Raw genomic sequence first — 20793 nt, forward strand, 5'->3', positions numbered from 1 at the left:
TATCATCTTCTCTGTCCCTCTGCCGGAAAGGATTTGGAACGGATGCTTGTTTTTATTTCTTCTTTGTCTTATATGCGAAAGCCTGCCAGCGTTCCTCCGGCCAGTCCTGTTGTTGCATGTCGAAGCGTGCCATTACAAAAAACAGATCGGACAGACGATTGATAAAGCTCAGAATCTCTTCCGGAACAGCATCTTGCCGATTCAAGGTCCAGAGCCGCCGCTCTGCACGGCGGGCTACGGTACGGGCAAACTGTAACTGAGCAGAGACAGGTGTGCCACCGGGCAACAGAAAATAACCGTTCTCTTTCAGTCCGGCAGTCATTGTATCCATCTCTTGCTCACAGAAAGCCGCCAGTCCGGGCGACAGCACATTGGGATTCTTATCGCGAATGGCGGATGGAGTAGCCACATGACTCATAACCACCATTAACTCTCTTTGGAGGTGGTGCAGCAACTTCTGCCAGTCATGCTCCTGAGGGAGCAATGAACGGATAATGCCGATCACTGCATTCAATTCATCGATGGTCCCGTTCGCCTCGATCCGGATATCATCTTTCTCTACCCTTTCTCCGCCATGAATGCCGGTTGTTCCCCGGTCACCGGTCCGTGTATAGATTCGTTTCATCATTCAAACAATTTAAGTAAATCGATCTCTCCCCAGTATAGATGCGTATAACTGGCTATCACGTTTTTATATCGGAACACAGGTGTACTGACAGGCATTCTCTTAGCATTGTATACCTGAGTGACAGATTCCAGTGACTCTTCCGGTTTCGGCTCGAATTGTGTATAGTGAAACTCGTGTCCGCGAAGATGTTGGCCGTTATAATCGAACTGCCGGTACCCCAGAGTCAAGCGCCTGTCAGCCTTACGATTCGAGATAAAGAACGGAAGTACCCCTGCCTGCACCCCGACCTCACTGTCCGAGTGCTCCGACCGGTCAAGGAGAATGCCTTTAGAGAGATAAATCATTCCTCCGCATTCGGCAAGTACTCGTCCGCCGGACTCCGCGTAGTTACGTATAGAGTGCATCCTTTGCCAAGCCTGACGCAATTTCTCATAATGCTTTTCCGGATAGCCTCCGGGAAGATAAAGCAAGTCCGTACCTTCAGGCAACGGGCGATTATCCTCCGGATTAAAGAGAATAACGGTCCCCAGGCGGCAAAGCACATCCAGATGTTCCTGATAAATGAAAGAGAAAGATTCCGAATTGCATGCCACGGAGATCTTTAAATCTTCCTGTAGAGAAATATTTGAAACAGGAGGTATCGGAGCAGGAAGTTTCGTTTCCTCAAGCAAACGGTTATAGTCGATGTACTTTTCCATTAATCCGGTCAGCTCTTCCAGTGCGTCCGTTCCTTTCGAATGGCTGAAATCCAGCCCCAGATAACGTGATTCCTGTACCAAGCTCTCCTGTTTGGGCAAATACCCCAAACAGGCAATTCCCAACTCGGTACAGACTTCCTGCAACATTTCGTAATGGCGCGAAGACCCTACCCGATTGAATATAACACCCGCTATCCTGATCTCGGGACGAAAGTGAATGAAGCCCGAAAGCAAAGGAGCCACCGAATAAGCGGCCGATTTGGCATCGACCACCAATATGACAGGTAAATTCAGTAATCCGGCCACTTCTGCCGAGGAACCCCGGTCACGGTCGTAACCGTCATACATCCCCATCATACCCTCCGTGATGCAGGCATCGGCTCCTGTGGCATAACGGGCATAAAGCTCCTTTACATGTCCGGCCGAAGCCATAAAGGTATCCAAATTGATGGAAGGACGTCTGCAAACTGCCGTATGATATTTGGTGTCGATATAGTCGGGACCGCATTTGAAAGGTTGAACCTTCAATCCCTTCTTAATCAACAGAGCCATCAATCCACGACTGACCGTTGTCTTTCCACTGCCCGAAGAAGGAGCCGCTATCAGAAATTGAGAAATCATCCTACATTCCATTATTGTCGGTTTTTATCCTACAAAGATACGGATATTTCTCTGTGAGAGTGCATCTTTACCGGTAAAAAGTGCTACGGCTGCTTGCCCGGCATCAACTCCAGAAACAGGGTGGTGGTAAGTAAGATTCCGATAGATACGCATACAAAGACAAGCAACCAATTAATGTACTTTGCTTTAGGCTTTGTATCGGCATGCAGGTTGTTGAGGAAATACTCCCGGAAAAATAGATATAAGGCAGGGATCGTTGCACTGGCCAAAAGGAAATCCTCCGGAATATTAAAGAAGTAAGTCTTCGATAAGCCGATCAGCGACCAATGGCACAGGAACAGCACCAAAAACATATTTACCTTACGGGAGAACAACAAAAGCAGACCGATCGTGAAAACTGTTACCGAGCAAGGCATTACCGGCGATGTAATGCCTGGAAAAGTAAGTCCTCTCGCAATGGATACCAAAGGATATACAAATGGTAAAATCAACAATACGTACGAAAGGATATCATATTTATATGTACGTTCGAAAGTAGTATATCCGGTGATGGCATCCCATACCCATATCGTGGCCATAACTACCCAGAACATAGCCAGCGCCCCGTTATAACTGCGCTCGTCACAACAGATGGCATAATATGCGATAGCAATCCACAAATACAGAAAAATCATATATAGCTTCATGCCCATCTTTACCCACGGACGGGGATTCTTTATAAGCATCACTGTCAACAGCAGGCCGGCGACAATGATCAGCAACTGATAGATCCATGTAGCAGAATTATAATACGCAATAGTTTTCCAGAAAATCTCCATAAAATATAGATTCTTTATTTAATAGATAAATTGATTAATGCCGTGTCAGGGAAAAAGCTTTGTGAGGAAGCAGAAACATGGGGAAGGTAGCTCCTACTGCCAACATAAAGATAACGGTACAGGTAACCAGGCCATTAGAGAAAAACGTCTCCATGTATTTGCCCAGACGCTCCGGTTCGTTCATTGTTTGCAGACTCATAATCAACGAGAACACCATATTGTAGGCAAACTTACCCGGAATCATCGGGAGCAATGCCGGTATATAAAGCACAGTCATCGGACAATACACCTTCCGCCCGAGCCACAAACTGCCAAAGCCGATAACCAATGCCCCGAACAAAGAAGCCGTGGCAATGTCGACACCCAGGAAAGTCATCAGGCAATAACGACAGGCATGTCCGGCTGCCGCAAGTATCGCAATCATCTTGAAAGCCCGCAACGGAGGATCGGATATGGCTCCAAAACCAATACCCGCTATTGCGGCAAAAAATCCATCGGAAAGAATATCTAAAGCTATCATATCAAACTGTTTTTAACCATTAACAATGTAAACGACAGGCCTATCGCAATGCTGACAATCAGTAGCGCGGCTTCCGTCAATCGGGCAAATCCCGTAAGGATGTATCCCTCTACAATATCAATCACACCGTTGATCAACGGTACACCCGGAACCAGATAAAGCACGCTGGTGGCAAGAGCTATCTCCGAAGTGGTATCAAAAATCAGTGCCGTCGATGCACAAAGCGACGCAACAAAAGCGGAAACAATGAAAATAATATAATGATTGATTTTCTTCTTCTGCATCTGTTGCTTCAGGAAAAGTCCGGTGATGGTAGCCGAAAAGACAATGCCCATAGAAATAATATCGCCACCAAACAACTTACAGAATGAAGCATTGGCAAATCCGACCAGTAAAAGAACAAATAGCGGATCTATTTTCGGTGCCGATATGATTTTGTTGAACTTATCCGACAATTCGTGTAAAGACAGATGTTTGTCGTAAACCTCCCAGCTCAAGGCACTCAACTCTGAGTTGTGTTCAAAACTGATCGGATGGGGAGGGATATCAATCACTTCATTGCAAGCTTCACGCGTCTCGTTGTCGATGATAGTCAGAATGATGTTTTTGTGAAACACACTCAACTTCACATCCACTCCATAGGCTTCTCCGATACGCTTTGAATTACGGATCACACGGGAGGTATGCACACCTGCTCCCATCAAATGGGCCGAATATCCGGCAATGAACTTGGATATGGAAATCAAAGATTCATTTGTAGTCATAAAATTGCTCACTTTTTTAAATCGGGCGCAAAAGTACAAAAAAGAAAGGAAAGAGAAAGCACATAAGTCATTTCATTTCACCAGACTCTCCTTGTCACATTGCTTATCTTTATTATTATTTAGAACTCAACCTAACGAAAGAATTAATAATTGTGCCGTAAGCACACGCAGGAACATCGTCAGCGGATAGACTGTAGCATAACCTACTGCCGGCGCATCACATGATGTCAGATCATTGGAGTAGGCCAACGCCGGCGGATTCGTTGTGGAACCGGCCAACACCCCTATCAACGTATAATAGTTCAGCTTGAAAGCATAACGTCCGATAAAACCGGCCAGCAGCAGGGGAACGACTGTTATAATCATACCGTAAGCGATCCACACATATCCGCCTTCATGGATAATGGTTTCCACAAATCCGTCGCCAGCTCCGAGACCGACACAAGCAAGAAACAGCGAGATGCCGATTTCCCTTATCATCAGATTGGCACTCATAGTGGTATAAGTAATCAGCTTATACTGCGGGCCGAAGCGGCTGATAAGAATCGAAACAATCAACGGGCCTCCTGCCAACCCGAGTTTAACCGGTTGGGGAATTCCGGGAAACATAAACGGGATGCTACCTAGGATACATCCCAAGGCAATACCCAGAAAAATAGGAATCAGATTCGGATGATTCAGGCGTTTCATCGAATTACCCAATACCTTTTCTGCATGACTCACCGCCAACTCACTGCCGACAATCGTCACACGGTCTCCCATTTGTAATTGCAACTGGGGACTTGCCACCAGATCCACTCCCGAACGGTTGACGCGGGTGACACTGGCACCAAAATTATTACGAATCTTCAATTGCGCCAATGTCTTACCGTTCAGTTCAGGCTTGGTTATCAGAATTCGGCGTGAAATCAGTTCTTTGTTCAGCTGTTCCCATTCCACTTCGATCGGTTTGCCGAAAAACGCAGTGATCGCCTCTATATCTATCGGAGTCGCAATAACCAATATTTCATCACCCAGATGAAGCTCAGTATCGGAATTTACCAATTCCGACTCTTTCTTTCCGTTCAAATGCCGGATACGCGATACCACAAAATTACGGTTTACCAATGGACGTATATCCTTAATACGTTTACCGTGAAGAGCTTCATTACGGACCTCCAATGAAACAGGACGGACTGTCAACTCTTGTAAATGTCCCAGTCCCTGTTCGGCTTCGGCTTCCTCCTGCTTGGTATTAATACGGAAAAGGTATTTAAGGCCTAACAGCGACATGATGCATCCCACTACGCCCAACGGATAGGCTACAGCATATCCCAAAGCAATCTCCGGTGCATCTATCCCGGTCAGGTCACTGTTGGCCTGTTGCGCAGCACCCAATCCGGGTGTGTTGGTCACCGCTCCCGATAAAATACCTACCATGGTGGTAATCGGTATTCCGGTTATAAAATGCAATGCAAGGGTAATGATGACTCCTGCAAAGACAACGATCATAGCCAACATATTGAGGGTGAATCCTCCTTTCTTAAAAGCGGAGAAGAATCCGGGCCCCACCTGCAATCCGATGGAATATACAAATAAGATAAGTCCGAACTCCTTCAGAAAGTGCAATAAATGCTCGTTCAGATTCAGATTAAAATGTCCGAAGACAATGCCGACAAACAAAATCCAGGTAACTCCCAGAGAGATGCCTGCTACTTTTATTTTACCCAGCATAATGCCAAACGCAATGACCAGCGACAGGATAAGCACGGAATGTGCCACTCCTCCACCCCAAAGGTTGGGGTATCCCTCAAACAGGTTTCTTAAAAGTTCCATAGTATAAAAAGTTATGTTGATTGAATACTTGTTTACATATCCCCGGAGAGTCGATCAGTTACTTCACCCACACCATCCGTACAAGAAAGATTTGCCTTACAGGCCAATTCCCCTTCTTGTATTTTCTTTAGGCAATCGTGACACAAACAGTCCGGGAAATGCTCCTTGATATAAGCACGTTGCAGCGAGTCGAGCTTTACCGTAGCACAATGACATAATAATATATTGTCGTGCCGGCATTGAAACACAGCACCACAACACGGACATACCTTTTTCACAGGCACACCACCTTTCTTTTTTTCCTGATTAAATACTTTTTTCGTACTGCTTTCCTAATCCCACGAGTAAAAACAGCCTTTGATGAACGGCAGGTCTTCTGACTGACTTCTAATCTTGAAGCCTTCCCGACGGAGGTGTTCCCCCCACGTCAGTGGCGAAAGGATTGTTTCAAGATATCGATGAAGCTTCACAGCAGCGGGACTGTCCGGGATTTACACCCGATTCCCTTTTAATCCGAATGACGAAAGTCTTCATTCGAAACCAATTCGGGACAAAGATAAGGATAAAAACCAATAGATGAAGAATTGTTAATGAAAAATATAAGATTCATCTTCCTTTATACACTCCGACAGCGAGAATCCGGCTCCCTTTCCATCAGTGCCTCAATAAAGGCTGAATCGGCATCTTCCTCTTTTAGAGCCTCTTTTTCATCAAAATAGAGATTCTAAAAGGAGGATGCAGAATGTCAAATTTCCAAAAACAAAGCGTCTATCAGGACTTTTTTATATGTACCTATTAATCGGTATATTTTTTAATTTATTTCTATATAATCTAATAAATGTATATATTTGCAGCCGCTTAGGTGATGCATACCGGACTTTCTGTTCGTTGCATAAAAGGGAATCGGGTGTAAATCCCGAACAGTGCCCGCTACTGTGATCCCCCTGCTCTTCTACTGTTGCCATCATAATCGGAAGAAGATAAGAAAAGCATTTCTACATATACCACTGTCATAGCCTGTAAAGCATGACGGGAAGGTAGCTTTTCAAAAAGGGATAGTCAGGAAACCTGCCGAAGCAGACATAGATAACAGTGCCCTCCCGGGGTCAGGAAGGCCGTTTACTAACACATTATTCAAAAACATCAATGAACAAAAGATGCTTACTGACCATCCTCATGGGAGGATGCGCGGCAATGGGTGCATTTGCACAACAACACGCGACAGGCAAGAAGACAGAGATGAGTGTTGACCTGAATCCTGTAGTTGTAACAGGTACCGGTACACACCAAAGGCTCAAAAACACACCGGCACCGGTGGAAGTAGTAACCGCCAATGAAATAAAGAAAGCCGGTATCACAGACTTTCAGCAGGCAATGACCATGCTGGTTCCTTCTCTTTCGTTCTCTACCAACTCAATGGGATCTTACCTGATGATGAACGGACTCTCCAATAAATATGTGCTGATTCTGATCAACGGACGTAAACTGACCGGAGATACATCTAATAATATCGACCTCTCACGCATTGATATGAGCCGTGTGAAACGCATCGAAGTGCTGGATGGTGCCGGTTCGTCACTCTATGGCTCTGACGCCATTGCCGGTGTGATCAATATCATCACCAACGAACCGAAAGAACTGATGCAGGTGACTTCTACCACCCGATATGAAGATCATCGCCAACTGACACAAATGGTAAATGCGGATATTGCAACAGAAAAGTTCGGCTCATATACCTCCTATAAACACGAACAAAGTGCAGGATGGCAGAACAGCGATCTGGCATATGTTACTGATAAAAAAGGTAATGTATCGACAGTACCGACCGTATCAGCTACATCCAATGGTTTCCATTCTAATCTGGTAAACCAGAAATTCACGTTCGAACCGACTGAAAAGCTCTCGTTCTATGCTAACGGAGGATACTATTGGAAGTTGACGGACCGCCCTGTATACACAGCGGATATCGATGGAGGTTCCAAGTATGATCTACATTACGAATCGTATAACTTCGGTTTGGGAGGACGTTACAAAATCAACAAGCGTTCTTCCATCCAACTCGATTTGATGAATGATAACTATATGCAGAACTACAAATATACTGTAGCTGACGATAAAAATAAGATTGCTATTGGAGATTACGCCAAAACCAAAGAGCAGCACTTTTATGATGCAGAGCTAAAGGGAATCTTCAACTTTGCCAAAAACAACATGACGGTACTGGGAGTGGATTACCGCTCTGAAAGCCTGGATCGTCCCAGTGCAAGGGTGGACAAGTCAGTGTATACGGCATCTGCTTATGCACAACACGAAATCAAGTTATGGAACTGTTTGACCGGTATTGCCGGCGTACGCTATGATTATCACGAGCTGGCAGGCGGACGCTTCACTCCGAAGGTGGCTGTGATGTATTCAGTAGGTGCTTTCAATATTCGTGGTACTTACTCCACCGGTTACCGTGCCCCCGGTCTGGACGAACTTTATTATTATATGAATAAAGGCAAAACGATCACACAAGGTAATAAAGATTTGAAAGCGGAACACAGTAATTATTATTCTGTTAACTTGGAATACAATACAAACCGCTTAAATGTCTCTGTTACCGGTTATTTGAATTATATAGATGATATGATTAATTCTACTACATATAGACTTGTAGATCTTCCTAACGGTGAAGAGTTACGTGCTCAGGCCCAGAAAGAATTCAATCTGACAGACTCTGAAACAAAGGCATTAGCCAATTACAAACTTTATGGTAACCTCGACAAAGGTGTTGTCAGAGGTTTTGAAGTAAACGCAGCCACCAACCTCGGCGCAGGCTTCAGCCTGAACGGAAACTATGCTTACGCTTATGCACGTGGCAAGAGTGTGGACGGTATATGGGGTAACATAGACCGCTCGGTACGCCACACCGGAACCGTAGCAGGAAACTACACACATGCATGGAACGACTATATGCTGAACGTAAATATCAACGGTCGTTTCCAAAGCAAACGCTTCCACCCGGGACATAGCTACGGCGACGCTCCGGGCTATGGCGTATGGAACTTGAATGTGAAACACTCACTGACAGGTTTCCAACACTTGGGACTGGACTTCGGTATGGGTCTCGACAATATTTTCAACAAACGTGATACTCGTCCTAACGGTGTGAACTACGCACTCCTCTCTCCGGGACGTATGGCATATGTAAGTTTAACCCTTCGTTTTAAGAAATAAACAATGAAAACATATATTCTCTCTTTATTCTTGTTAGTTTCCCTCTTCTGCTCTGCGCACGAAGGGGGGAACTTCGTGGCCTCCGATATGCTGGCCGGCATGCAGCCGGGTGATAAAGCCGCCTTGCTTATGGTACACTTCGGCACTACCTATGATGACACCCGCACCAAGACGATCGATGCCATCAATGCGAAAGCCAAAGAAGCATTTCCGCAAATGGAAATGCGTGAAGCTTATACCTCACGTATCATAATGCGCCGCCTCAAAGCTCGTGGCATTGAAAAACCTAATCCGCTGGAAGCACTGCTGAAACTTCTCGGAGATGGCTATACACACGTCATTGTGCAAAGCACCAATATCATAGAAGGCGTTGAAATGGAATCATTGAGGCGTGATGTTGCTTCAGTAGCCCGTTTTTTTAAAGAGATCCGGGTAGGTAACCCGCTGCTCTATTCGGTAGAAGATGCTGAGGCAGTAGTAGATATCCTCGGTGCAGGCAAACCGGAAAAAGGAAGTGTAGTACTTGTGGGTCATGGAACCTACACTCCCAGTACCGCCACTTATGCAATGATCGACTACATGCTGAAAGCCAAAGGATTAAAAAACTTTCATGTAGGCACTATCGAGGGTTATCCTACTTTCGACACCATGCTTCAGCAACTCAAAGATAACAAAACGAAACAGGTTACGCTGGTTCCGTTCATGTTTGTGGCAGGTGATCACGCCAATAACGATATAGCCGTCGACTGGAAAGAAGCCCTTGAAAAAGAAGGTTTGAAAGTAGATGTACGTATGCAGGGGTTGGGCGAAATACCCGCCATCCAGCAACAGTTTATCGATCATGCCCAATTTATGCTAAAGCATGAAATGGTGGATATAATGAAGAAAAAAGCCAAATATGCAAAAGACAAAGACGAATGAAAAGAATCATATTAGCTGCATTGGGGAGTGCTCTATTACTTCCCTCACAGGCACAACAGAAAAATAAAGAATATACTAACTTCAACGATTCTGTATTTTCAATCAACGAAGTAGTAGTGGCAACCAACTACAGACGCAAGACCGATGCTTTGAAACTGGATGTTCCGGCAAAGTTCATTCCTATTTCAACCAACTCCATTACTTCCGGAATGCTTGAGAAACGAAACATCCGGGATATACAGGAAGCCTCCCGCTTCCTTCCCGGTGTGCGCTTTCGTACCTCTTACGGAGCGTTTACCCAATTCTCAATCCGTGGATTCGATAATTCTGTAATCATGGTAGACGGAGTACGTGACGAACGCTCGTCTATTGACAACTCTTATCCGTTCATGGACTTATCGGCTGTGGAAAGCATCGAACTGTTAAAAGGTCCGGCTTCAGTACTCTACGGACAATCCGCTGTGGGTGGCGTCCTCAATATTGTCCGCAAGGCTCCTGTAAGCAAGCAAAGTGTCTATGCCCGCCTGGCTTATGGCAGTTACTATAACAAGCAGGCCACAATGGCTTTGGGTGGTAAACTGATAGGACCATTGAACTACCGTGCCAGCGTCAATTGGCAGGATCAGGAAGGATGGAGAAGCAATGCTACCAAACGTCTCTCCGGCTATCTGGCCTTAGGAGGGCATTTGACAGAAAATGACGAATTGGATATCCGTATCGGAGCTAACCGCGATTTCTATCCGACAGAAATCGGTTTACCTCCCACAATGTCTTATGACATCCTCTCAGCCACAGACGGCAGCAAATATCTGAGTAAGGGGGATGCCCTGCCCGGACTGAACAAGAAAGCCCGCTACAACAGTGAATCGGACTTTATGTACAACCGTGGATTCAATGCTTCCGCCATGTATAAGCACACATTCAGCGAAGCTTTCAAATTGATGGAGAAATTGTCTTATACCTATGACGACATTGACTACTTCGGTACCGAATCATTGGACTACCTCACAAGCGACCGTCCTATCTATGATCATTATTACATGACCAAAGACAAACAGGGCAATGATACCAAAAAGTATATCTGCCTGGACTCCATCTACTACAGTTACCCGCTACGCTTTTCACATATCGCTAAAACTGTGAACAATCAATTGGAGGCAAGCGGAAAGTTCTATACGGGAGACGTTGCACACAACTATTTGGGCGGTTATTCTTTTGTATCCTTGATGCGTGACTCTTATATGGCCTATGGCAATGGAAGCACCGGAGCCACCGGTCCCGGAACCACAGGACATGGCTCGGTATACAACCCTCACAGCATTGGTTGGATGGAAGCTCCTTTCAGATTTGTTACTGCACAGAAAACATTTACCCACGGATTTTATCTGCAAGACTTGGTGGAATTCAGTGATAAACTGAAAATGATGCTGGCCGGACGTTACGATCTTTTTATGTATAAGACTGCTAACCTGAACACCAGTGACGGAGGACGCCATTATGATAAACCGGATGACGATGCTTATAATAAAATAACCAATGGTGCCTTCACCTTCCGTGCCGGATTGGTATATCTGCCTATTGAAAAACTATCTGTTTACGGTTCATACGGTACTTACTTCAAGCCTATCCGCGCATTTTATGACGCTAACACCATTTATATCGACAAGGATGGAAAAGAGTTCACTCCCGTAAATGGTAAAGAGGTATTCAAGCCGGAGAAAGGTTTCCAGGTAGAAGTGGGTGCACGATACGAGATCACACGTACATTGCAGACTAACGTAAGTTTGTTCTATATCAATAAGGATAATATCCGCCAGACTCTTGCCAACAAAGGCGATATTTCCAACGGCGTAGAACTGGACAAGAAAGTTGTAGGACAAGTAGGCAGAATGGATTCCAAAGGATTCGATATTGACATTACCTGGAGTCCCATCTACAACTTGTCGATGAGCGCCGGATACGGATATACCGATGCAAAGGTACGCGATTTAGCCGACAACCCTTATATGCCGACCACTTCAAGCAAAGGCAAACAATATGCCTACATTCCTAAAAACACATTCTATGCTTTTGGCGCTTACACCGTATCCAAAGGCGTGTTAAAGGGACTGGGAGTAAACTTTTCTACCAGTTTTCAGGACAAAGTATACCGCAACTCGGATAATACGAGCTCGTTCGATGCTTACTGGCTGACCGACCTCGGTTTCTCTTATACATTAAAGAGCAATGTGCGCCTGGGAGTCAACATCAATAATCTGTTCAATAAAGAATACTGTAATCAGGCACTTGGTAATCAGTTAATACCAAGCATGCCTCGTAACTTCATGCTTTCCGCATCTTATACTTTATAATGATGATCACGAAATTCATGTATACCATTCACAGGGTACTGGGCACACTGCTCAGTATCCTGTTTTTAGTTTGGTTCCTATCGGCTTTTGTCATGATGTACCACGGATTTCCACGTGCATCACAAGCTGAAAAATTAGAAAAGCTGGAGCCTCTGTCTCCTTCTCTGCCTTCTGTCAGTGAAATTACTTCTCGCCTGCCCGAAGGAGAAAAAGTTAAGGGAATCCGTTTAGACCGATACCTCGGACAAACCATATTCCATATCCGTACGGACAAAGGTGAACACAATCTTCCGGCCGACTCCGTTCAGGCACTTCCGGTTATAGACGGAAGCCGCATCCACCGGGTAGCCTCTCTATGGTGTAACGCACCGATAGACAGAATCGATACTTTGAACCGACTGGATCAATGGATACCCTTCGGCAGTCTGAAAAGAGAGTTTCCCATCTATAAATTTCACTTTGCCGACACAGAAAAGCACCAGCTATACATTGGTTCGCAAAGCGGAGAAGTCTTGCAGTTCACTACCCGTAACGAACGTTTCTGGGCATGGCTGGGAGCCATTCCTCATTGGGTTTATTTTACTTGGCTCCGCCAAGATGCCGCTTTATGGAGCATTACGGTAATCTGGTTATCCGGTATCGGATGCCTGATGACTATTGCCGGATTGTGGGTAGGTATTGATGTATGGCGTCGATCACGAAAGCAAAAAGGAAAATTCTCACCCTATCGTAAAAAGTGGTATCACTGGCATTATGTAACGGGAATTGTTTTTGGACTTTTTGTTCTGACATTCTGTTTCAGCGGTATGATGTCACTGGCGGAAGTGCCGGCATGGATCAGCAAACCGGTATTGGACAGGAACCCCACACGGGAAATAAAGAAGGGAGCACCCCAACCGGATCAGTATCTATTGGATTATCGGCAAATACTAACCGAATATCCGGACGTACGCCAGGTGGAATGGAGTAATTTCCGTTCAAAACCCTACTACATAGTAAAACGGAGTGAAGGAGATCTGTACATCGATGCCTCCGACTCTCTGCCCCATCCGTTGAAATTGGACAAAAAACAGGTTACTGACGCAGTAAGGACAATCCATGGGGACAGCATCCATCTGAAGGTCGAATTGATTGATAAATTCGAAACTTACTACCGCGACATGAGTAGGATGTATCGCGACCGCAGTTTATTACCGGTATGGAAAATCACAGTAGACGATCCCGACCACAGTTGTTATTACATTCATCCGGAAACAGCCACAGTCCGATACGTCAATAGCACTGCCCGTTGGAAATACTGGATGTATACCGCTTTGCACAGACTACGCATACAAGGACTGAACTCCTCTCCTACACTTCGTAAAAGTGTACTGTGGGTATTGCTGCTTGGAGGCACGGTTTGTTCATTAAGCGGAGTTGTACTCGGAGTGAGATATATCGAACGAAAATGCAGAAAGAAAACAAGAAGATAACATGAAAGTATTGACCTTATTTCGTCATAAAAGAACACTGTACATAGCCGGAAGCGTATTGCTTCTGGCTATTGCCTTTACTATCGGCTACCGCTATTGGATGGCCCCGACACGGATCCTGATTGTCAATCCGCTACCGGCACAAGCTGCCGACATAGTATTGAACAACGATAGCCGGAATATAGAAGTTACTTGCATACAAACCGAAAAATTGGAGTCCTTTAAGGGCTATGATGCCGTAGTTCTCTATGGACGCAGCCTCAACCTGAACGATCGACAAATGAAGGAGGCGGAACGTGCCGCATCGGCCGGTATTCCACTTTTCACGATTTCACTGCGTAACTTCAATACAATTATCAACAGGAATATCACCCCTGAGCAGGAAGACATGCTTATGCAATATTTCGGGGATGCCTGCCGACAGAATTACCGGAACGGATTACGTTATCTCCGACACATTGCCACACCGACACGCTGGAACATTGAAACTTTTGATGCCCCTCTTCGCCTACCCAACAATCTATTTTATCATCAAGAATATGGAAAATACTTCGAGACTCAGAAAGCCCTTGAACAATACCTGCGTCAAAAAGGTATTTTCCATGAAAACGGACCTAAAATCGCTTTCATCTCCGGAGTCAGTTTTCCAATGGAAGGTAACAGAGCACATGTAGACACATTAATATCCAAAATGACACAAGCCGGATTTAATGTTTATCCCATAGCAGGAAAGGAAAAGCGGGAAGAGATGCTACGTTCTCTACATCCGGATGCATTGGTTTACCTTCCCATGGGAAGACTTGGAGATGATTCGCTGATTAACTGGCTGCATACCGAAAATATCCCCATTTTCAATCCTTTCCCCCTTATTCAGTCACGGGAAGAGTGGCTTGATCCGATGAAACCCGTCAGTGGCGGAACCCTTACAGCTCGTGTCCTCGTCCCCGAAATAGACGGAGGAATGACACCTTTGTTAATTGCTACACAGAATTTACACAAAAGCGGATATTATCTGCACGAACCGGAAATGGAAAGAGTGGATAACTTCATCAGCCATGTACACAAATATCTGGATTTGCGTACTAAACCCAACTCGGATAAACGCATCGCCATCTGTTACTTCAAGACACCGGGCAAAGATGCATTATTGGCCAGTGGAATGGAAGTGATTCCGTCACTTTACAACTTTCTGAAAAGGCTACGCACCGAAGGTTATGATGTCAGCGGGCTTCCTGCTACTGTCGAGGAGTTCGGCAAACAAATCTACCGGGATGGAGCTGTAATGGGTTCATACGCTACCGGAGCTCAAGAAAAGTTTCTACAGACAGCCCATCCGGTTTGGCTGACTAAAACACAGTATGAAAAGTGGGTACATGAAGTAATCGAACCGGATAAATACAAAGAAGTTACTGAACGTTACGGAGATGCTCTGGGCCATTTACTGACCGGAACAAACCCTCAAGGAGAAGCACAATTAGCCATTGCCTGCCTCCGCTTCGGCAACATCCTGCTTTTCCCTCAGCCCCGTCCTGCATTGGGGGACGATGATTTCAAACTCGTTCATGGCATGCCGGTCGCACCGCCGCACAGTTATCTGGCACCTTACCTATATGTACAAAAAGGGTTTCAGGCAGACGCGTTAATTCATTTCGGCACGCATGGCAACCTTGAATATACTCCGGGGAAAAATGTAGCCCTTTCTCATAATGATTGGGCAGATGCTTTGGTAGGCGACTTACCTCACTTCTATTATTATACTACCGGTAACGTAGGTGAAGGTATCATTGCCAAACGTCGCACTCATGCTGTGCTTGTCACCCACTTGACTCCTCCCTATGTGGAAAGCGGAATGCGTCAACGATACACTTCTTTACTGGAAGACATTCACAAAATACTTTCCGAAGACATAGAGAAAAACCGGACTTTGGGAATCCGCATAAAAAAAGAGGTCATAAAGTTGGGGCTACATCGTGACCTCAAATTAGATTCTGTATCCAGTCGTCCTTATACCGCCGAAGAACTGGAACGTATTGATCTATTTGCCGAAGAGATAGCCAATGAAAAAACGATTGGAGCTTATTATACCCTCGGTGAAACCTATTCTGCGAGAGACCTGCTTACCACCACACTTGCAGTCAGTGCCGATCCTTTAGCCTATCAAATGGCGAAACGTGATCGCGATAAAGGTAAAATTACGACCGAACAGTTACAAGATTTTGGCTACATCACCCATCACTATTTACCCATAGCCAAACAACGGTTAATCCCCTTGTTACAAAATCCGCCTAAGGATACCACAGGGATCGCCCCCGAATTGCAAGAGGCACTCCGTTATCATGCGCTTTTAGTTTCATCCACCGGTAACGAATTGAACGCCATGCTACGCGGATTAAAAGGTGGCACAGTATTTCCGGCTCCCGGTGGAGATCCGGTACTCAATCCGAATGTCCTGCCGACGGGACGGAACATGTATAGTATCAATGTAGAAACAACTCCGGGCATATTGTCATGGGAAGAAGGCAAACGATTGGCAGAAGCCACACTGAAAGCCTATCGTGAGAATCACAACGGAGAGTATCCACGAAAAGTAAGCTACTCTTTTTGGGCCGGTGAATTTATCACGACCGAAGGGGCTACGCTGGCACAAGTATTCTGGATGTTAGGCGTAGAACCTGTACGCGACAAAATGGGACGTGTGGTCGATCTACGCTTAGTGCCTTCCTCAGAGTTAGGCCGGCCCAGAGTCAACGTCGTCGTACAAGTGTCGGGGCAACTGCGTGACATAGCGGGTTCCCGACTGACTATGCTAACCGATGCCGTTCGCCTTGCTTCGGCCGCAGACGACAAAGCATACCCTAATTATGTCTCTTCCGGTACACGCTTGCAGGAAAAACTGCTGGTAGAAAAAGGAGTATCACCCAAAAGAGCACGTGAGATGTCAGTCATGCGTGTATTTGGTCCTGTCAACAGCGGATATAGTACCGGTATGATGGCATATACGGAAAAGAGTGACCGATGGGATCATGAATCGGAGTTAGTAGACGGATATCTGAACAATATGGGAGCCGCCTATGGTGATGAAGAGAACTGGGGAGGTATGCAAAAAGACCTTTTTGCTTCCGCCCTTTCCGAAACTGATGTAGTGATACAACCCCGGCAAAGTAATACCTGGGGACCACTTTCACTTGACCATGTATACGAATTTATGGGAGGTCTGTCGTTGACAGTGAAGACACTGACCGGTAAAGAACCGGATGCCTTAATGGCTGACTATCGCAATCGAAACAACAAACGGATGCAGAATATCAACGAAGCAATCGCTGTAGAGGCGAGAGCTACCGTGCTCAACCCAACTTTCGTGAAAGAACGGATGAAAGGAGGTGCCACCACCGCGCAAATGTTCGGTGAAATATTCCGTAATATCTTCGGATGGCATGCCACCCGTCCATCGGCAATGGATAAAGAAATCTTCAACGATCTCTATAAAATGTACATTGTAGATGAAAACCATTTGGGTATCCGGGACTATTTCCAAAGAATTAATCCGGCTTCTTATCAGGCAATGACCTCAGTCATGCTTGAAAGTGCTCGGAAAGGATACTGGAAAGCGAGCGACGAACAATTGAAAGTAACAGCCCGACTACATGCGCAAATCACCCGCGAAGCCGGTGCCGCCTGTACAGAATTTGTATGCGATAACCGAAAGCTTCAGCAATTTGTAGAAGGTCACTTGGACAACAATGATTCTGAAAGTTATCGTCTGGTTATGCAAGAAGTCCATCAGGCAGGAAACGAAAAAGGAAAAGATATCGTATTGAAAGAGGAGAAACTCACGAAAACGGAAAACCGGAAAAAGAATGTGGTAAATGGCATCCTTACCGGCGTTATTGTCCTTTTAGTATTCGGTGGAGTAATATACCTGCTGAAACGTAAAAAATAAGTTTATGGAACATATCATTCATTTACTAATCGGTTTCATCGTTTTAAGTTTCCTTCTCAAAACCGGTTTCTATCCGCGATGGGGAATCTGGTTGTCAGCACTTGTCTATACGGTTTTCCTTATTTGTATAGGTCCATGGGCTACGGAACAATCGCCAACAGAGATAAACTCTCTGCTGGCCTCTGCCCCACACATACTGACCCTTTCAGTATATGTCACGCTCGAAGCCTCAATAATGATCGCTTTTTGCTTCAACTGTTTTGCAGACACCTCAAAACAGCGGACACTTTTCCAACGGACAGTTACATACATATTGAATTTTTATCCCGGACTGCTAATGGCGGGCATACTAACCTATCTGCTTATACAGTTGTTCTTCGCTTTTCCGGGAGTCAGCTTCGGACTGATCACCGGCATCTCTTCAGTTGCTGTTTTTATACTGATATCCGGACTGAGCCTACTCTTGAAAAACATAGTAGGAGAACGGAAATTACGACTTGAAATACTCTTTATCACCAATCTGTTTATCGTACTGCTTAGTGTCGTTAGCACAGGAAACAACTAAAGAAATAACAATTATAAATATGGAAACAATATCAAATGCGCTTTTCTGGATATCCAACGGGCTACTTGTCCCGGTGGTAGTTCTGTTGTTACTATTCTTTGCGCGTGCTGTACTGCTTGCAGGCGGCTTCTTCGGAGAATTTTATCGTAGGGTACATACTCAAAAATCTCTTGCCGAGCAGTTGGAAGAACTGACTCCCGACAATATCGAAGAAAAAGCAAATTCCCTTACCGGAGACAGAAGTACCCCCCTACAACGCTGTGTATACAAGCTTTATACGCATCGGGACAATGCAGCTTATTGTGAGCGATTGCTTGCTAACTTTGAAGTAGATGCCGAACAAGAATTGGGACGTTCACGTACATTTGTCAAGCTGGGTCCCATGCTCGGACTAATGGGTACATTAATCCCAATGGGTCCCGCACTTGTAGGTCTGGCCACAGGAGACATTGCTTCAATGGCCTACAATATGCAAGTAGCATTTGCCACCACTGTAGTAGGTATGGTTATAGCTGCTATCGGAGTGGTCACCCTGCAAATCCGGCAACGTTGGTATGCCCGTGAAATAAACGACCTTGAATTTATCAGTAAAACCCTAATCCATGGCACGAAACAAACTTCTACACAACCAGAATGATACTGACCCGATGGGAACAGTAGCCAACTTATTCGATGTAGCCATGGTTTTTGCTGTGGCATTGATGGTAGCACTCGTCAGCCGATTCAATATGACCGAAATTTTCTCCAAAGAAGATTATACGATGGTAAAGAATCCCGGACAAGAGAACATGGAGATTATCACAAAAGAAGGTAAAGAGATTAAACGATATACTCCATCCGAACAGAAAGAATCATCCGGTAAACGAGGAAAGAAAGTAGGTGTAGCCTATGAACTCGAGAATGGAAAGATCATTTATGTCCCTGAATAAAGGGCAGAAAAAGGATTAATCCGTATCTTTGCCGTTCAAGCCGGTATAGGTATAGTTCAAGCCGGAAATGAATCCAAGAATTTCACTATAGATTATCATTATGAAACAATCCAAAATTATCGTAGCCGGCATTGGGCCGGGAAGCGAACAAGATATCACTCCTGCCGTGCTCGCCGCTGTACGCGAAGCAGATGTAGTGGTGGGATATAAATATTATTTCCGTTTTATACGTGATTTTGTCCGTCCGGACGCCGAGTGTATCGACACCGGAATGAAACGCGAACGTGCCCGCGCCGAACAGGCTTTCGAATATGCCGAACAAGGAAAGACCGTTTGTGTCATTAGCTCCGGAGATGCCGGTATCTATGGCATGACACCCTTGATTTACGAAATGAAACGCGAACGTCAGAGTAACGTAGAAATCATTGCCTTACCGGGAATCAGCGCTTTCCAGAAAGCGGCCTCACTACTTGGTGCACCGATCGGGCATGACTTCTGTGTCATCTCTCTATCAGACCTGATGACACCATGGGAACGTATCGAGCGCCGTATCCTCGCTGCAGCCCAGGCCGACTTTGTGACGGCTGTATACAATCCCAAGAGTGATGGGCGCTATTGGCAAATTTATCGTCTGCGCGAAATCTTTCTGCGCGAAGGACGCTCACCGGAAACCCCTGTAGGCTATGTTCGGCAGGCTGGTCGTGAAGAACAGGAAATACACATCACCACTCTCGCCGCATTCGATCCGGAAACTGTGGATATGTTTACGGTCGTTCTGATTGGTAACTCACAAACATATACATTTAACCAAAACATAATTACTCCACGGGGATACTATCGCGAAACACGCAGTGAAGCAACCGGTATCGGACAAGACATCATGATACGCAGTTTCCGCACCATCGAGACGGAATTGAAGAACCGTGATATTCCACTCGACCGGAAATGGGCCTTATTGCATGCTATCCATACGACAGCCGACTTCGAGATGGAACGTTTGCTTTACACTGATCCCAATGCTGTGGCCTCTCTCTATGACGCCATCCGCACAGGAAATCTGCGGACTATTGTAACAGATGTAACGATGGCAGCTTCCGGCATCCGTAAAGGTGCATTGCAGCGTCTGGGTGTAGAAGTGAAATGTTACTTGAACGATGAAAGAGTAGCCGAAATGGCAACTTCAAAGGGGATCACCCGTACACAAGCGGGCATCCGCCTGGCTGTGGAAGAACATCCTGATGCACTCTTTGTCTTTGGTAATGCCCCCACAGCACTGATGGAACTTTGTGATCTGATCCGGAAAGAGAAAGCGCAACCGGCAGGTATCGTAGCCGCTCCCGTAGGGTTTGTCCATGTAGAAGAGTCAAAACACATGACAAAGCCCTTCACCCACATCCCCAAACTGATTGTGGAAGGACGCAAGGGCGGAAGTAATCTGGCTGCCACCCTGGTAAATGCCATTCTTTGCTATCCCGATGCGGAACAACTCAGACCCGGAAGAGACGTATAGCAGACGACCGGTATACAGACGT

The 20793-nt window shown here is 45.6% G+C and carries 16 protein-coding genes and 2 riboswitches; of the genes, 9 read left to right on the top strand and 7 right to left on the bottom strand.

The features are described from left to right. Nucleotides 1-52: 52 nt before the first annotated feature. The 7 genes from BF9343_RS12050 to BF9343_RS22720 form a co-directional block, all read right to left on the bottom strand. Nucleotides 53-625, bottom strand: a complete 573-nt coding sequence (locus tag BF9343_RS12050) for a cob(I)yrinic acid a,c-diamide adenosyltransferase (protein WP_008660362.1) — start codon at nt 623-625, stop codon at nt 53-55. Continuing rightward, nucleotides 625-1959 carry a cobyrinate a,c-diamide synthase gene (locus tag BF9343_RS12055; RefSeq protein ID WP_010993048.1) on the bottom strand — a complete coding sequence of 445 codons (1335 nt, stop codon included), beginning with the start codon at nt 1957-1959 and terminating at the stop codon, nt 625-627. The genes BF9343_RS12050 and BF9343_RS12055 overlap by 1 nt, the downstream gene beginning before the upstream one ends. A 71-nt stretch (nt 1960-2030) precedes the next feature. After that, nucleotides 2031-2765 (bottom strand): DUF6064 family protein, encoded by a 735-nt coding sequence (locus BF9343_RS12060; RefSeq protein ID WP_005793593.1) that lies wholly within the window; start codon nt 2763-2765, stop codon nt 2031-2033. A gap of 34 nt (nt 2766-2799) precedes the next feature. Next, nucleotides 2800-3285, bottom strand: coding sequence for a threonine/serine exporter family protein (locus tag BF9343_RS12065; RefSeq protein ID WP_005787995.1), 486 nt, complete (start codon nt 3283-3285; stop codon nt 2800-2802). After that, on the bottom strand, nt 3282-4049 hold the full coding sequence (locus BF9343_RS12070) for a threonine/serine exporter family protein (RefSeq protein WP_005787997.1): 768 nt from the start codon (nt 4047-4049) through the stop codon (nt 3282-3284). Before BF9343_RS12070 ends, BF9343_RS12065 begins: the two co-directional genes overlap by 4 nt. A 126-nt stretch (nt 4050-4175) precedes the next feature. Continuing rightward, nucleotides 4176-5864, bottom strand: coding sequence for a putative transporter (locus BF9343_RS12075; protein WP_005787999.1), 1689 nt, complete (start codon nt 5862-5864; stop codon nt 4176-4178). A gap of 32 nt (nt 5865-5896) precedes the next feature. Further along, nucleotides 5897-6148, bottom strand: a complete 252-nt coding sequence (locus BF9343_RS22720) for a cysteine-rich CWC family protein (RefSeq protein WP_008768918.1) — start codon at nt 6146-6148, stop codon at nt 5897-5899. 65 nt (nt 6149-6213) lie between these two features. Further along, nucleotides 6214-6424: riboswitch (cobalamin riboswitch) on the bottom strand. 283 nt (nt 6425-6707) lie between these two features. Next, a riboswitch (cobalamin riboswitch) is annotated at nt 6708-6954 on the top strand. A gap of 56 nt (nt 6955-7010) precedes the next feature. Between BF9343_RS22720 and BF9343_RS12080 the strand changes: the two genes are divergently transcribed. From BF9343_RS12080 to cobJ, 9 genes are all read left to right on the top strand, one after another. Next, nucleotides 7011-9083 carry a TonB-dependent receptor plug domain-containing protein gene (locus BF9343_RS12080; RefSeq protein ID WP_010993050.1) on the top strand — a complete coding sequence of 691 codons (2073 nt, stop codon included), beginning with the start codon at nt 7011-7013 and terminating at the stop codon, nt 9081-9083. Nucleotides 9084-9086: 3 nt separating this feature from the next. Beyond that, nucleotides 9087-10004 (top strand): sirohydrochlorin cobaltochelatase, encoded by a 918-nt coding sequence (locus BF9343_RS12085; protein ID WP_041926230.1) that lies wholly within the window; start codon nt 9087-9089, stop codon nt 10002-10004. Then, on the top strand, nt 10001-12355 hold the full coding sequence (locus BF9343_RS12090) for a TonB-dependent receptor (RefSeq protein WP_010993052.1): 2355 nt from the start codon (nt 10001-10003) through the stop codon (nt 12353-12355). The genes BF9343_RS12085 and BF9343_RS12090 overlap by 4 nt, the downstream gene beginning before the upstream one ends. After that, nucleotides 12355-13827 (top strand): PepSY-associated TM helix domain-containing protein, encoded by a 1473-nt coding sequence (locus BF9343_RS12095; protein WP_010993053.1) that lies wholly within the window; start codon nt 12355-12357, stop codon nt 13825-13827. Before BF9343_RS12090 ends, BF9343_RS12095 begins: the two co-directional genes overlap by 1 nt. 1 nt (nt 13828) lies before the next feature. Next, nucleotides 13829-17767 carry a cobaltochelatase subunit CobN gene (locus tag BF9343_RS12100; protein ID WP_010993054.1) on the top strand — a complete coding sequence of 1313 codons (3939 nt, stop codon included), beginning with the start codon at nt 13829-13831 and terminating at the stop codon, nt 17765-17767. Nucleotides 17768-17771: 4 nt separating this feature from the next. Next, on the top strand, nt 17772-18332 hold the full coding sequence (locus tag BF9343_RS12105; RefSeq protein ID WP_005788013.1) for a hypothetical protein: 561 nt from the start codon (nt 17772-17774) through the stop codon (nt 18330-18332). Nucleotides 18333-18351: 19 nt separating this feature from the next. Beyond that, a complete protein-coding gene (locus tag BF9343_RS12110; protein WP_005788015.1) occupies nt 18352-18969 on the top strand; it encodes a MotA/TolQ/ExbB proton channel family protein in 618 nt (205 codons plus the stop codon). After that, nucleotides 18935-19261 (top strand): DUF2149 domain-containing protein, encoded by a 327-nt coding sequence (locus BF9343_RS12115; RefSeq protein WP_005793567.1) that lies wholly within the window; start codon nt 18935-18937, stop codon nt 19259-19261. Before BF9343_RS12110 ends, BF9343_RS12115 begins: the two co-directional genes overlap by 35 nt. Nucleotides 19262-19361: 100 nt before the next feature. Next, nucleotides 19362-20771: a precorrin-3B C(17)-methyltransferase gene (gene cobJ / locus BF9343_RS12120; protein WP_010993055.1), complete on the top strand. Its 1410-nt coding sequence runs from the start codon at nt 19362-19364 to the stop codon at nt 20769-20771. Nucleotides 20772-20793: the final 22 nt, after the last annotated feature.

The sequence above is a fragment of the Bacteroides fragilis NCTC 9343 genome (assembly GCF_000025985.1).
GTDB lineage: Bacteria > Bacteroidota > Bacteroidia > Bacteroidales > Bacteroidaceae > Bacteroides > Bacteroides fragilis.

What these genes read in the sequence shown, in the direction of transcription:
- BF9343_RS12060 (WP_005793593.1), bottom strand. Translation starts at nt 2,765, where the DNA reads ATGGAGATTTTCTGGAAAACTATTGCGTATTATAATTCTGCTACATGG.
- BF9343_RS12090 (WP_010993052.1), top strand. Translation starts at nt 10,001, where the DNA reads ATGAAAAGAATCATATTAGCTGCATTGGGGAGTGCTCTATTACTTCCC.
- BF9343_RS12055 (WP_010993048.1), bottom strand. Translation starts at nt 1,959, where the DNA reads ATGGAATGTAGGATGATTTCTCAATTTCTGATAGCGGCTCCTTCTTCG.
- BF9343_RS12085 (WP_041926230.1), top strand. Translation starts at nt 9,087, where the DNA reads ATGAAAACATATATTCTCTCTTTATTCTTGTTAGTTTCCCTCTTCTGC.
- BF9343_RS12095 (WP_010993053.1), top strand. Translation starts at nt 12,355, where the DNA reads ATGATGATCACGAAATTCATGTATACCATTCACAGGGTACTGGGCACA.
- cobJ (WP_010993055.1), top strand. Translation starts at nt 19,362, where the DNA reads ATGAAACAATCCAAAATTATCGTAGCCGGCATTGGGCCGGGAAGCGAA.
- BF9343_RS12075 (WP_005787999.1), bottom strand. Translation starts at nt 5,864, where the DNA reads ATGGAACTTTTAAGAAACCTGTTTGAGGGATACCCCAACCTTTGGGGT.
- BF9343_RS12065 (WP_005787995.1), bottom strand. Translation starts at nt 3,285, where the DNA reads ATGATAGCTTTAGATATTCTTTCCGATGGATTTTTTGCCGCAATAGCG.
- BF9343_RS12070 (WP_005787997.1), bottom strand. Translation starts at nt 4,049, where the DNA reads ATGACTACAAATGAATCTTTGATTTCCATATCCAAGTTCATTGCCGGA.
- BF9343_RS12105 (WP_005788013.1), top strand. Translation starts at nt 17,772, where the DNA reads ATGGAACATATCATTCATTTACTAATCGGTTTCATCGTTTTAAGTTTC.
- BF9343_RS12115 (WP_005793567.1), top strand. Translation starts at nt 18,935, where the DNA reads ATGGCACGAAACAAACTTCTACACAACCAGAATGATACTGACCCGATG.
- BF9343_RS12080 (WP_010993050.1), top strand. Translation starts at nt 7,011, where the DNA reads ATGAACAAAAGATGCTTACTGACCATCCTCATGGGAGGATGCGCGGCA.
- BF9343_RS12050 (WP_008660362.1), bottom strand. Translation starts at nt 625, where the DNA reads ATGAAACGAATCTATACACGGACCGGTGACCGGGGAACAACCGGCATT.
- BF9343_RS12100 (WP_010993054.1), top strand. Translation starts at nt 13,829, where the DNA reads ATGAAAGTATTGACCTTATTTCGTCATAAAAGAACACTGTACATAGCC.
- BF9343_RS12110 (WP_005788015.1), top strand. Translation starts at nt 18,352, where the DNA reads ATGGAAACAATATCAAATGCGCTTTTCTGGATATCCAACGGGCTACTT.